This is a genomic window from Alteromonas sp. OM2203 (assembly GCF_048517045.1).
GTDB classification, from domain to species: Bacteria; Pseudomonadota; Gammaproteobacteria; order Enterobacterales; family Alteromonadaceae; genus Alteromonas; species Alteromonas gracilis.
The window spans coordinates 235,012-249,248 of sequence record NZ_CP183210.1 but is presented as its reverse complement, the minus strand read 5'-3'; the positions used below and the strand labels follow the sequence as shown (position 1 = coordinate 249,248).

General features: G+C 43.6%; 8 protein-coding genes. 4 read left to right on the top strand and 4 right to left on the bottom strand.

Annotated features, from left to right (window positions below; translation table 11 throughout):
• Nucleotides 1–271 precede the first annotated feature (271 nt).
• The 4 genes from ACM0P2_RS20855 to ACM0P2_RS20840 form a co-directional block, all read right to left on the bottom strand.
• Nucleotides 272–745: a nuclear transport factor 2 family protein gene (locus tag ACM0P2_RS20855; protein ID WP_159119895.1), complete on the bottom strand. Its 474-nt coding sequence runs from the start codon at nucleotides 743–745 to the stop codon at nucleotides 272–274.
• Between the two features lie 294 nt (nucleotides 746–1,039).
• Complete coding sequence (locus ACM0P2_RS20850) at nucleotides 1,040–4,081, bottom strand: sulfatase-like hydrolase/transferase (protein ID WP_159119896.1); 3,042 nt, start codon at nucleotides 4,079–4,081, stop codon at nucleotides 1,040–1,042.
• Nucleotides 4,082–4,096: 15 nt separating this feature from the next.
• Nucleotides 4,097–6,454, bottom strand: a complete 2,358-nt coding sequence (locus tag ACM0P2_RS20845) for an alpha-L-rhamnosidase N-terminal domain-containing protein (RefSeq protein WP_159119897.1) — start codon at nucleotides 6,452–6,454, stop codon at nucleotides 4,097–4,099.
• Between the two features lie 54 nt (nucleotides 6,455–6,508).
• On the bottom strand, nucleotides 6,509–9,352 hold the full coding sequence (locus ACM0P2_RS20840; protein ID WP_236547187.1) for an alpha-L-rhamnosidase: 2,844 nt from the start codon (nucleotides 9,350–9,352) through the stop codon (nucleotides 6,509–6,511).
• A gap of 242 nt (nucleotides 9,353–9,594) precedes the next feature.
• On the opposite strand from ACM0P2_RS20840, the gene ACM0P2_RS20835 reads away from it, so the two are divergent.
• From ACM0P2_RS20835 to ACM0P2_RS20820, 4 genes are all read left to right on the top strand, one after another.
• Entirely contained in the window at nucleotides 9,595–10,140 is a 546-nt protein-coding gene (locus tag ACM0P2_RS20835) for a sigma-70 family RNA polymerase sigma factor (RefSeq protein WP_236547188.1), read from the top strand.
• On the top strand, nucleotides 10,137–11,777 hold the full coding sequence (locus ACM0P2_RS20830) for a LamG-like jellyroll fold domain-containing protein (protein ID WP_159119898.1): 1,641 nt from the start codon (nucleotides 10,137–10,139) through the stop codon (nucleotides 11,775–11,777). The genes ACM0P2_RS20835 and ACM0P2_RS20830 overlap by 4 nt, the downstream gene beginning before the upstream one ends.
• Nucleotides 11,778–11,938: 161 nt before the next feature.
• A complete protein-coding gene (locus ACM0P2_RS20825) occupies nucleotides 11,939–12,499 on the top strand; it encodes a gluconate 2-dehydrogenase subunit 3 family protein (RefSeq protein ID WP_173359782.1) in 561 nt (186 codons plus the stop codon).
• Nucleotides 12,496–14,214, top strand: coding sequence for a GMC oxidoreductase (locus ACM0P2_RS20820; protein ID WP_419227751.1), 1,719 nt, complete (start codon nucleotides 12,496–12,498; stop codon nucleotides 14,212–14,214). Before ACM0P2_RS20825 ends, ACM0P2_RS20820 begins: the two co-directional genes overlap by 4 nt.
• The last annotated feature ends 23 nt before the right edge of the window (nucleotides 14,215–14,237 follow it).

The window sequence follows — 14,237 nt, the reverse complement described above, 5'->3', positions numbered from 1 at the left end:
ACAATATATACCGTTATAACTAATTTAGCTTAACAGCATAAACAATAATCCAACAAATTTCATCAAAAACAATCATATTACGTCAGCACCAATCCTCCTTGAATAAGCAGTGAGTCAACTTCTGTCGTATCGGCTTTACGTCAAACATCAACTTTACTTCGCTTATTCAGTTGAATTAGGTCAGAAATAGCGTTAATTTTTTTAAACGGCAACTTAAGACTAAATCCGAAATCACTATTTGTTTTAACAACAAATAGTACTGAAAGTGCCTCTAGCGTTGAGGAATAAACACCTTTGAAGCAATTTTCCAGTGGTCATTAATTTTCACCAAAGTAACAACCTCATACACACGATCTTCCATTTTTATTTGCGCAGTAGCAAGTCGATCATCAATAACATCCAATTTGAGAATCTTAATTTCATTAACATTGAGGTTTGTATTAGGGATAGCCCCCCACATATCTGCCTCACTGTGCATGTCTAACCACTTTGTAAGAGCACTGTCAGGGCTATGTGGTAAAGCTGGAGTTAACATGACAGCATCTTCACTGAAAGAATCTTTAATCAAGCTTGCGTCTCCAGCGATTTGTCCGCCAATATATTTGTCAAATATCACCTTTTCAATTTGTGCAAAACTCTCGGAGGAGTTTGTGAAAGGTGCCTTTATTAAATTCTCTGTAGCAAATGATTGTTTGGACATCAGAACGAATGAAATGACCAAAAATGAATAGTATTTAAGTTTCATATATTTTCTCTCGCATTATCTTTTTAGTGTGTCTACAACAAAGGTATACTGAGAATAAAAATGATTGATAGTTATTATCTTTGAACGGCATGATTTAGAAGTTTAATGAAGGATCCGCATGGGAGAAAGCTTGTCGCGCAGTGATATTTTAATCCCAATCAACCTTTTAAATTAAGTCACCGCAAAAACAATCTAAAAAGCAAAGCTCTATGCGCTTTTTGTCTACGGAACTACCTGGCTTGAATGTAGTCAGGTAGCACTTTATCGCCCGTCTCACAGTTGAAACCGTTTTATCTATTCTTTTACCCATCGCACTTGATATGTTTGAACTGAAAAGGAAGGGATAGACGCATCAATAGAAACAATTGAAGCGCGATCATTCCCTTGAGTGCTTCTCTCAATCCAGTCACTCCACTTCAAGGAAGTGACTTTTCCATATCTTTCCTTTTGCTTACGAAAAACGTCCCGCCCTACTTCGTTTAAAGCATCGCGTATAGATGCCGTAGAATGAGCATCGGCTTTACGCCACCCGCCGTTGCTCTCTAAAATAGTAGCGTTAGGAAAATCCTTGAAAAACTGCTGTTCAATATTTGTTTCGCTATCGATTTGTGCTGCACGATATCGAAACCTTGTGCCAGTAGGCTTGTCAACGCGAACATCTATTTGAAGTAACTCTGGAGCCAGGTTTACCATGTTTTCGTTATTAAAGCTGAAGGTAAGCACGTCAATTCCTTCATCAGCCTCTCTTTTTGTGAATATTCCGTTCACCGTATTTCCCTGATGCGTTTTAGAAACACTTGAGGTATTTTCGTAGAGCGTATTACCCACCATTGAAAACAGTGCAAGCTGTGTCATTGCTTCAGGACTATAAGACCCTTCTTGCACATTCCCCCACTGAAACACCTCTTTGATGTTATGGGTTAGCATCATTTTGGCGAGCATGGCAAAAAACGCTGAGTTATGTGACGTTGCGACACTAACGAAACCTGCCCGCTTCATTTTGACAATGAATTTATACTCATGAATTTCAAAGCTAGCTTCTGGGTTATAATCTACGTGCTCCAAAATGGGAGCTATCTGATTAGCATATACCTTTTCCATATCCATTTCGTGAGGATGGGTTATATGGGGGTAGTAAGAAATCGCTAAGAAATCATAGGGCACGTTATTTTCTTTTGCCCAAGAGACAAAATGCGGTGCATAGGCATCTTCTTTGTTACCAGTGTAATCAATATACCGGCTTTTATGAGAGGCTTCTCTGAAGTGAGCGCCTACCTTTGCACTAGGTAGCACAGTCTTAATTGCTGTTACTGTATTGCGGTAGTGATCAAAAAATTCCTCTCGCGTAGCAGCCCAGTGCTGTGGCCGGGTATCTATTTCAGATCCCACTCTAAATCGCCAGTTAAGCACTCGCTCTTTGCCATAACGTTCAACCAGTTCGGTAATAAAGGCGCGAATGTAATTGTTCCATGCTGTTGCATCGTTCGGCGGTAGTCCATTTCCATACACACCCACTTTGTCTTTCAATAAATAGTGCTCACCATCGGGCTCTTCTACAAATTTATAGCCACGCTGAAAGGCCCAGGGTGGATTATCTAATACAATCTGAAAGATATCCCAATCGCCCTTCAACCAACTATCAAGCTTAGCGAATGCAGCCTCAAAGTTATAAATATACTTCTCACCGTCCCATAAATAGGTATCGCCCGATAAATCTTGGTTAAACCAGCCACCTAACATTCTAACTGAATTCACCTTAGGCCTGCGTCCAAACGTTGCCGGTTTTGAATTTGGGCTCCCTCTCTCTGTTCTCACAGCAACATCGAAAAAATCATACACTTCGCCTACTTGTGAAAGATCGTCCGTGAAATCCGCAGCCAACGTTACTGGTATATTCGTATTATTGACGATTCGCTTTTGATAAAACGATGAGGCATCGAGAGGAAACTTAGCCTGCAGTAGTTCACGTAACTTTTCCTCTATTTTTTGCAAAGCTGGCTGTCCAGACTCATTAACCCGTGCAATTTCGGAATCTGTGTGATCGTATAACTCCGTGAACTTTATTTCCTGCGTAGCAGCATCTCGCCACTGGGTATATCGCCATTGACCGTCCGTTACTGTTACCCCCATAATCTTGCCGCGATTAAACAAGCTATAGGCAGCTGGCTTGAATGAATGGTCGGGATTGTCGATAAGAGACAGCATACTTTTCCCATCTACTTCAGGCATATTAAGACCTGCCGCCTCGGCGAGCGTCGGAAAAATATCGATATTTTCAACCAGTGCAGACGAGGTTCGGTTCGCTACGCGAGCGCTATGAGAAAGCTCTCGACTGATAATCAAAGGTACGCGGGTATCTAGCTCCATGTTGGTATGCTTGTTCCACGCGCCATACTCACCTAGCTTGTAACCATGGTCGCTCATCAACACAACCATGGTATTTTGTCGCAGGCTCATTTCTTCAAGAGCCTGCATTACCCTGCCTACTTGGGCATCCATATAACTTACCGATGCGTAATATCCGTGTATGAGCTTTTTCGTGAGTTCATCATCAACATTACCTTCTTTAGGAATGCCACCGTACATACGAAGTTCCCCCCAGTTCGTAAGTGCAAGGCGGTACATGTTTTCAGGCTTATTCCGGCTTGGCACGGCAAAATCGTTGCTGTTATACAAGTCCCAGTAACGTTTCGGAGCATTAAAAGGAAGGTGAGGCTTACTGAGGCCAACGAACATCAAAAACTTATCGTCTTTTAACGCTTTCAATGTATCTATGGCATCGCTGGCCACTTTACCGTCTTTGTAAAAGTCGTCATCTACCTCGCCCGCTTCATACGCAAATCGCTTCTCTTTATTTCCGTCAATGGCGTAAAAGTTATCGAGCTTTTTGATATGAGTAGACCAGTTTTCTGCATCGTCTGTTGTACTGTGGTAAACCTTTCCAATACTAATGGTCTTGTAGCCATTGGCTTTAAACAATTGGGGCATCGACATCACATTAGGTTGATTAGGTCTAAGTCGGCCGTCTCGCCTAATCGTATACAGCCCCGTGGTTTCAGGCCGCAAGCCTGTCATAATGCTAACCCGAGAAGGGCCGCATATTGCTTGTTGTGCATAGGCTCGAGTAAACTTCACGCCCTCACTGGCCAGCTGGTCGATATTGGGGCTGTGCACCTTATTATGACCATAAACGCCCAAGTCAGGGCGAAGATCATCAATCAAGAACACCACAATGTTAGGAGTTTTATCAGATTGACTTGCATAAGTCATTGCGCTGAATAATATACCTGTAAACACGAGCATAAGCGCAGTTAAGTATTTAAGTACAAATTTCATTTCGACCTCTTGAACCTAAAGTGCGTCTATTTGCCAGGTACCTGGTTCAACTTCAAAATTGATGTATTTTGATGTCTCTGACACAAACTTTACACCGCTTACATTGTTTCTAGCTTGCCCGTTTTGCCATAAAACTCTGCCATTTACGGATATTTTGCTGATATCAAAATACGCTTTAGGCACCCCGAGCGTAGCCACCGTATTAACAGGGGAAGTGAGTTCAAGCGTAAGGTTTTCCGAGGTGCGGCTGATTACAAAATCGATATCGCCTTGCACACTAGGCACGTGCTGTTCAATGCGTTTCATATGCGCCATGTTAGGCATAATCTCATACGTATTCCATGCCACAGAAGTTGGCGCTATGCCGGCAATATATTTGCTAAGCACTGTGCTAGGTGCATTCCATGCGTGGTTTTCTGTTCCCCCGCCATTCATGTATTCGGTTAATGTAGAGCGAACCGGATTGTCTACCTGTTTGCCGTAACGTGTTTTCATTCTTGAGAGTGCATCATCATAACGCCCAGCTATTGCCATAGCGTTATACACCATCCATTCAAAGTGCGGACTGGAAAAGTGGTTGGGGACTAATACATTGTCGACTATTGAGTTGTATTGTGATTCGTCAGCTAAACCGAACAAAATAGCAACTGCGTTGGCTCGATCGTCTTTAAACTGCTGAGGGTTACTGCTGTAAAACCCATTTTGCCAAAACTCTGCCCTAAAGGCCTTTTTGAGTGCTGTGATGCGGCTATTGTAAAAATCCAGGTGAGTATCGTCCCCTAGCGCTTTGGCCATTTTGCGGGCAGATACCAGTGCGCTGTAGTAAAGCGCATTTTGAATAACGTCGTAGTCTATGGTGTCTTGTGGTCCCCAGTCTGTCCATTTCCATGCGCCGCTTCTAAACGTGGCAAGACCATCTTCTTGCGCTCCCCACAACGTAAGGTAGTTGTGCACATATGGATAGGCAAATTCCAACGTTTCCCGATCGCCGGTATTGTAGTAGTAGTGCCAAATACCTTGTTCTATAAACTGCAAGCTCTGTGCTGGCAATTCTCTAAATCGACCAGGACCTAAACCTGCGAAAATACCGGTTTCACTATCGCTGAAGGCCAGCGTTACTTTAATCGCTTTTTTAAGCAAATCTCGCCCCGGCTTATCCATTGAGTAAAACAGATAGCTTGCTTGGTCGGCTACATCGCCAATCCATAAGCCACGTTCCCTGTCAGGGGTATCCATAAAGTTATCGCGAGCACAAATATATAAGGTATTTTCAGCCATCTGCCAAATGCGCGTAAACCAAGCATCGTCTGCTTCAAAATGTCCAGGCGTTGAGCCAACCCCAGTCCAGCGATACTTTAAGCCGTGCACGATGACACCTTTTGGGAAGGTATATTCTATAGTGCGGGCGTTAAACCATGAATACGACTCAAACTGCTGCCGACCTTCTTTTGTCGTATACTCGGTCTCAATGGTGTTAAGTCGCATATTAGAATCGATATGGACCACTTGGCCCTGCTTGGCTTCAATATCAAAATAAGGCGTTACATTTTTATTAAAGTCGAGTACGCATTTAATGGTTTCTCCGTTACTCACAAAGGGAAACTCACTGGCTGGGAAATTCTCGCAGTAAGCTAATCCATAGTTATTAAGAATAGGTATTTCACTGGGGAAAAGCGCATTAAAAGGCGCGCGTGGCGGACGATGTAGACTTTTTGCTTGTTGCCAATGTGTGTCGTCGTACCCTGGCTTATACCAAGCATTGTCGGTCCAGTCTCCCATGCTGTTATTAGCATCGTAGTCAATGTTCCATGCTGCCACGCGGTAAGGAGATTGCTTTGTCACTTTAGTTGCGTAGGCTGGATGTGGGTTTACTTTCCATGAGTCGTCAGAGATAACATGAGTATTACCTATATCAGCTTGAAAGATAAAGCCCCCTTTATTAGACGAAATATGGGTGCCTTTTTGCCCGTTGTCACCGTAATACCATACCAATACTGCAATAGTATTAGTGCCTTCAGTGAGATATGGGCTAATATCAACTTGGTCATAGTACTTGTTAGATGCAATAGGAAAGAAATCCGTTCGCGGCGCAGGTGTTACGGGGGACGGCCCCCCGGTGTAACTTCCCTCGAAGACCACAAGTTCACCGTTGATCCACAACCAATATTTGGTATCTGCGCTGATATAAGCAAAGCTTTCCTGAGGTTGTTCATCTAGGCTAATTTCTTTACGAAATGTCATCCAGGTATTCGGATCGGTAAATCGTTCTTTTACCCAAATCCACTCAGCGGTCCATTCAACAGCAAGCGCAGAATGCGGTAAAACCGAACCAAGTAGCACAATACCGGTAATAATAATTTCTTTTATACGCATAATTTGTTTTCCATAAAACGGTTACAACGGCATGATTGATTAACCAACAGCACGTTACTTGGTTGTCGTAATTTCGCCCGAGATACGATAAGAGCCTGGCTCAAGCCATAAGTCTGTATCTTCCAACTCCTTGCCATCTCGGGTCAGTATCAACCCCTCAACCAACGGGAGTTTCAATTCAGCTCGGGTGTTTTTAGGTATGGTGATACTCATTGATAATTGACTGGAGGCAGTAGACCAAGCCACGCTAATATTGCCATTTATGGTTGGCACAGTGCCCTTTAAGTTATTCAGCTTACTTGTGAACTGCGGATTAATTTGAAAGGTTTTGAACCCTGGCTCTAGTGCCCTAATTCCAAGCATACCGGTATAAAACCACTCAGCCACAGCGCCGTAAGCATAATGGTTTAATGAATTCATATTGGCTTTGTTAAAACCGTCTTCAATAGAGTACGAGTCCCATCGCTCCCAAGTGGTGGTGGCGCCGTTGTTGATTGAGTAGAACCATGACGGATAGGTTTCCTGCAGCAAAATATCGTACATCAGTTCGCTATGGCCATATTGCTGAAGAACTTGATGCAGCATGGGCGTGCCGAGAAAACCGGTACGTAAATGCCGATCGCTTTTCTCTAGCAAGTCTAATAACTTCTCAACGGCAGTGGCTTGTTGGTCCTCGGAGAACAAACCAAACGCCAGCGGCAGTAAATAACTTGTTTGAGTAGTTTTGAGGTTAAGTTCAACAGTTTTTGGTGATTTAAGCCGTTTCCCTTTTTCTCTCTTAATTTGCTTAGTCGTTGTGCTTACAACATTAAGGGCATCATCGAAAAAGAACGTTCTGAATTTTTGCTTAATGTTATTAAATAAACGTCGATATTGATGAGCGTCAGATTCATAGCCTAGCGCCTGTGCAGTTTTGGCCAAGATGTCGACGGAGCGCGCGTAATAGGCTGTAGCTATCAAATCTGGGTGCGTGTCACCTGATGCACGCCCGTTTTCTGTAAAAGGCTGTAGCCAGTCACCGTACGTACCGATATTTGAGATATAGTCAAAGCTATTAAACTCGGTGAATTTTACCCACCGCTTCATCATTGAGTAATTTTCCGAAAGAACTGTTAAATCGCCTGTATGCTGATATAACTCCCATGGAACTATGGTTGCCGCATCACCCCAAGCAGCGGCGGTTCCCTCAGTAAGAAACGGCCGAAACGGCACAAATTTGGGGATCATTCCGTCAATGCCCTGCTCTTCTCGCATGCTCTCTAGCCATGATGCCCAGAATGCGTAAACGTCTGCTTTGTATAAGGATGTGCGTACAAAAACTTGAGCGTCACCCGTCCAGCCTAACCGCTCATCGCGCTGGGGACAGTCGGTTGGAATATCAAGAAAGTTACCCCTTAGCCCCCACGACACGTTGCTTGATAACTTATTAAGTTTGCTATGGTTGCTGGAAAAATTGTCATATACATCAAAATCAGAATGAAGCACCTTTCCTGTAAGCCAATCCAGCGCTGGCGTTGCTGTTTTGTCATAACCAGACACTTCTACGTAACGGTAGCCATGAAACGTAAATGTTGGTTGATAGGTGATTAGGCCGTCAGAGTTAGGAATATACCAATCGGTACTTTTGGCCGAGCGTAGATTTTTAACATAGAATTCCTCTCCTTGCAGTGCTTCAGAAAAACGAATTTTCACGGGTTGGCCCTTTTTCACCGGTAGCGATACTTCGGGCACGCCTACCATGTTTTGACCCATGTCGAAAATGGCTACACCATCTTTTACGCTCACAAGTGTGATAGCAGGAATTGTTTTTGTTACTCTTACTGGCGCATGACGTTTCGGCCGCAGCTTAACCACAGTTTCAGGGGGCTCAGAGTAAACACGTTTCCAGCCCTCACTATCAAACTCTGGAGTATTCCAACCAGGCATCTCATAATTCGCATCATAGCGCTCACCATCGTAATTACCCGCAGTGCGAATGGGGCCTTGGTCCGTTGATAGCCAGCTATCATCCGTTACAATTCGCGAGCTTGTGCCGTCTTCAAAGGTGACTTCAAGCTGCGCAATAAGACGCAGTGGTGTTACGTAATCCTGCTTTGTAGGATGGAAGATACGACCTTGCCACCCTTCTGCCAATGCAGCACCAATGGCATTAGCGCCTGACTGTAGTAGGTTAGTAACATCGTAAGTCAGCGTCTCAATACGTTTATGATATGGCGTCCACCCCGGAGTCATGACATCTTCACTCACCGCCTTACCATTAATGAAGGGCTTAAAAACGCCCTTTGCCGTGATATAAAGTCGGGCACGTTTAATGGGTTTATGAAGTTCAAAGTTTTTGCGTAAATACTGTGGCGGGTAGTATTGGTTATCTGGTTGCTCAATAGCGTTGGGACTTAGCACTTGCGTACGCTCATTGGTGTCTGGATGCCCTATCCATTGAGCGTGCCAATCACTGTTTCTCAATAAGCCAGTTTCGAGCGTCTGTATTTCACTCCATTGTGAACTATTGCTTTTTACATCCCATGTTTTAACTCGCCAAAACACGCGTTGCCTTGATTCCAAAGTGAGGCCTTCAGGTCTTATCCAAGCGTTTTTAGAGGAGGTTACTCTTCCGCTATCCCCAATGATTTGTTCAGGCTTGAATGCACCGTCGCTTGCAACTTGAAGTTGGTAGCTTTGCTGAGCTAGCTGAGAAGACTCAGTGTCAAGCTGCCAACTAAAACGTGGCACGCTCTCATAGTGGCCGATGGGATTTACCCCCCCTTCTCCCACCGTAAGTCCAATGGGGGGAGCTATTAATGATGACTCATTGTCATTGATGGAGTCAGGCCCTACGTGCTCGCAGGCAACAACAAAAATAGCGAATAAACATAATACTGAGTAACGATAATATGGCATTTTTTGGCTCAGATCAGACTTTATATAATTAGAAAAGGCAACGAATTGTGAGATTAATACCCTTAAAATTTAAATTCAATCAAATATAGTCAAAAAATGTCTTAAATGTTAAATTTGCGTAATATATTACAGCGTTGCTCATACACTAGTTGTGTGACGCTAACGCTGCTGACATGCGTATTGAACTGTTGCGATGAATTTGATGATCACATCGTAAAAGAGAGGATAAGGTGTATCAAAACGTGCCATCACCACAGAGTAGTCGAGGTTCTTTGGATACAACCTCAGACATGTTTTCGGCAATGTTTGAATCAGAAAAGCAGCGTTTGTATGCATACATCTATGCCTTTGTTTTAGACAAAGCGGCCGCAGATGATATTTTTCAGGAGACAAGCGTTATTCTCTGGAAGGAATTCGAGACTTTTGAGCGAGGAACGAGTTTTAGAAAATGGTCAAATACTATTGTGTTTAACTGTGTAAGAACGTATCGAAGACAACAGAAAAAATTCGTTTCAGGTTTGAGTGATGAGTTGCTAGAGCAGCTATCAGCAGTAGCTTCCCATCAAGATAATACAGACCAAAAATGGAGCATGCTGCAGCATTGCGTTTCTCAGCTCTCTGCTTCCGCACACGAATTATATTATGGTTTTTTCATAGAAAATTTAAGCGCACAGGCACTTGCAGACAACACGGGGCGCTCGATTTTTGGTATTCGTAAATCTATTCATTTGCTTCGCCGTAAGCTCTTCGACTGCGTTGATAAACAAAAAGTGGAGCACGACACTTGAATCGCTCAGAAAGGTTTGATGAAATTCGGGCCATAGCAGATGATATTTGCGCAGGTACCGTTACACAGATACAGCTTCAAAAACTTGAACCACTGTTGAGTAACGATGAGCAGGCTCAACGGTTTTACCTTGATTACATCGAATTTCACTTTCATCTTAAATCGAATACCCTTCCAAATCTTGAAATAGTAAGGCGAAAAACCTTCGTCGACGAGCTTATTGTGCGGCCCACGCAAGCTTTAAATTTACCTCATCAAAACCAACCTTATGAAGCCTCTTCTGAAAAGAGATCCGCGAGCACAAAACGTAAGTTTTATTTAGCGGGGGGACTCACAGTGCTGTGCATGCTGGTGGTATACCTAATTACTCAATTCAAACCGCTTCCCGACGAACCCTTTGTAGGAAAAATAGTTAGTGGGGAGCTGTTAATTGACGAAAATGGTAACGTACAAAACACGCTCGTTTATTCTGGTGTATACAAAACCGAACGACCGGTTGAGCTTGAATTACGCTCTGGTGATAGCTTAATACTCTCTGCGCATTCGCACTTTAAATTATTTAACTCTACCGAAATTGAGTTAAAAAGCGGTGAGGTTAAGGTTGTCTCTCATTCAAATAAAACTATTGCTATTTCTGCCAACGCCTCTGATATTCAGATGCATTCGGGCAAGTTAACCGTAAAGGTTGACAGTGATGCAACCTCGGTCTCTGGTAACACCAAAGCAAAAATCTTTCCTAAAACATGGCGACCTAAACACTTTTGGAACTTCGATGATGTTGGCGACAGAGTGATGGACTTTGCGGGTCGCGCAGTCGGTGTTCCAAGTAGTGGAGCTCAACGCATCGATGGACTCGTCGGAAAAGGCGCTTTCTATTTTGATAATGGAAAGCATGCAAGAATTAACGTGGGTAGCGGAGGTGGAAGTGCGCCCGCAACAGGTTCGTTCTCCGTTATTGATGGTGTCACTATAGAAGCATTGATTAAGCCTTTATATAGTGGAGAAGGCCCAACTTCGACACGATACGGTGAAATTGATGAGATTTTCAGGAAAGATCAAAGTGATAAAGATCATAGAATACTGCTTAGCTTTCAAAATGACCGCAACAAATCAATAGTAGTGCCAACTGGAGACTATACAGAGTCTCTGAGCTTCGGGTTGTACATTTTAGGTCAAGGGTACCATGAGCTCAAACTACCATTAGACGGCAGGAACGGACGTCCAACGCTTAAGCAGTTAAAAGATGGAAACCTTCACCATGTGGCGGCAACTTATGATGTTGAAAGTGGGATAAAAGCAATTTACATCGACGGACAAGTAGGCGCACTTTACCGATACCCACCTGGCTCAAAAGTATTGAGCGGTGGAGCGGGGTTAGCCAATATTGGCAATTCTCCTAACGCTCAAGGGCACGCCGCAGAGGCCTATGCGGGGACTATAGATGAAGTGGCATTTTATGATTTTGCGCTAACACCTTTTATGGTAGCGCTTCACTATAACAATGTTTTGATGGGCCTGAATTACTTCGGCAGCCAGCCATCTGCAAAAGCGTTACCGTACAAAAGCCATATAGAACTTACTCCCAATAAGACGCTACTACTAGATAACATCACCGGCTTACCCAGAGACAATTTTTAAACGAAAATTTTCAACCCACCTACAACTACTATCCTGCTACCTAATACATTGATGTCAAAACAATGTAAATTAATTTGATTGATAATGATTGCTTTTGGCTTGTTTTTATAGGTAGTATCAACGTCATCAAATTTCCCGAGTCAAAATAAGAAGAGGGTAACGTGGAAATAAACAGACGGATATTCTTAGGCTCTATGCTGTATGTGGTTTCAGCTGCTGTTTTACCATCAGAGTTAAAAAAGGCACTTCACCTTACTGTTTTTGAGTCGGATGCGGTTTTTTTTGATGCTGAGCAATTTACGCTAGTTTACGATATTGTGGACATTATGATACCCCGCACTGACACCCCCGGTGCAGTAGATTCTCACACCGCACAGGTGCTTGATGAGTTAATGATATCTTGGGCATCCCCCTCTACCCAACAGCAATTCACTCTATTTTTATTGGAGTTTTTGCAACGCGCAAAAAACGCATTTAATGCAAACTACCTGTCACTGAGTAAAGAAAATCGTCAGGCCTTTGTAGAGCAAATCGACGAGATCGTTTTCGACACGGATAAAGGTGACTTTTCCATTGCATACAAACGATTCAAAGCGCTGATTTTTCATATTCACTACTCATCTGAAATAGCCAACCCCAACTTCTTTCTTGTTCCTGGTGGCTATCGAGGAAGTCTTTCACAGGATGAGCTAAACGTTATTTACGAGAGAAAATACTTATGAACAACGACTATGACGTCATTATTGTTGGTTCAGGAATTACGGGCGGCTGGGCAGCAAAAGAGTTTTGTGAGCGAGGCTTCAATACATTGGTTATTGAGCGTGGTAGAAATGTGGATCACCGAGGGCCTGAATACAAAGATTTCCAAGCTCCTTGGGACTTACAAAATCGAGGTATGCCAGATGAAACACTCGCTGAAAATGGCCACTACGCTACATTGAGAAAAAAAAGCCACCTATATAAAACCGATGCACTTCACTTCTTTGTCGACGATAAAAAGCACCCTTACAGCTACCCCGAAGACAAGCCATTTATGTGGACGCGGGGATATCAACTCGGTGGCCGTTCATTAACGTGGGGACGGCAGGTATTACGATGGAGTCCAATGGATTTTGAGGCCAATGCGAAAGACGGCCATGGTATTGAATGGCCTATTGGTTACGAAGACTTAGCTCCATGGTATAGCTATGTTGAGAAATTTATAGGTGTTTCAGCGAATAAAGATGGTTTAAAAACTCTACCTGATGGTGAGTTTCAGGCACCGTGGGAGATGAGTTATGCAGAGCAATACATTTCCAATAATATTGCGAAAAAATATACAGACAGACACCTCATTATAGGAAGAGCCGCTAATCTCACCTCTCCCACTGAAGAACAAACTGCACTGGGCAGAGGTAAATGCCTGGCGCGTTCGTACTGTCGAAGAGGATGCAGTTTTGGCGCGTACTTTAGCTCTCAGTCTGCCACGTTACCTGCGGCTCATAAAACGGGAAACCTAACCGTAATGACAGACAGTATTGTTGAGCGTATTGACTACGACGACGTCAATAACAAAGTCTCCGGCGTGTCTGTCATCGATGCTAATACGAAAGAAAGAAGGCAATACAAGAGTCGCGTTGTGTTTATGTGCGCATCGGCATTGGGCACGGTGCAAGTTATGTTGAACTCTACATCCAAAACATTCCCAAATGGTATTGCAAATAGCAGCGGTATGCTGGGCCACTACATACTCGGTCACGTCACCGGAGTTGTAGCAAGTGCGGATGTACCGGTAAGTGAAGATAAGTATGCATTCGGACGGCGTCCTATTGCGACTTACATTCCAAATTATCGACACGAAAAGCAAGATGATGCAGATTTTGAAAGAGGCTTTGGTTTTCAAACCACAGCACAAAACCGCTCGTTCTCCTCACCGAATGCCAAGTCAAAAGGTATCGGCATTATTGCTAAAGAAAGCGTTGGAAAGCCCGGCCCATGGCGTTTCAGGGCGTTTATGTATGGTGAAGTTTTACCGTATTACGAGAATGCAGCCAGCCTCCACCCTACCAATAAAGACGAGTGGGGCATGCCATTACTTCATATCGATGCTGAAATAAAAGCCAATGAAAGAAAAATGATTAAACAAGCGGCCAAGGACATACAAGAAATACTCGAAGCAGGTGGGTGCACCAACATTCAGGTAAAAGCGACACCAGAAAACAAACATGTTCCGATGGGTAAGCAGGTTCACGAAATGGGCGGTGCATGTATGGGAAGTAATCCAGATTCATCTGTTCTCAATGGCTGGGGCCAAGCACACGATATACCCAATTTATTTGTTACCGACGGTGCCTGCATGGCATCTAGCGCAACCCAAAACCCATCGTTAACTTATATGGCGATAACTGCGCGAGCGGCAGATTACGCGGCTAAGCTTCTCAAAAACAACATTATTTAGAGTAGACGCATGCCCTCAAAAAA

Coding starts and splice junctions, on each gene's coding strand:
- ACM0P2_RS20855 (WP_159119895.1), bottom strand. CDS start 745: ATGAAACTTAAATACTATTCATTTTTGGTCATTTCATTCGTTCTGATG.
- ACM0P2_RS20850 (WP_159119896.1), bottom strand. CDS start 4,081: ATGAAATTTGTACTTAAATACTTAACTGCGCTTATGCTCGTGTTTACA.
- ACM0P2_RS20845 (WP_159119897.1), bottom strand. CDS start 6,454: ATGCGTATAAAAGAAATTATTATTACCGGTATTGTGCTACTTGGTTCG.
- ACM0P2_RS20840 (WP_236547187.1), bottom strand. CDS start 9,352: ATGCCATATTATCGTTACTCAGTATTATGTTTATTCGCTATTTTTGTT.
- ACM0P2_RS20820 (WP_419227751.1), top strand. CDS start 12,496: ATGAACAACGACTATGACGTCATTATTGTTGGTTCAGGAATTACGGGC.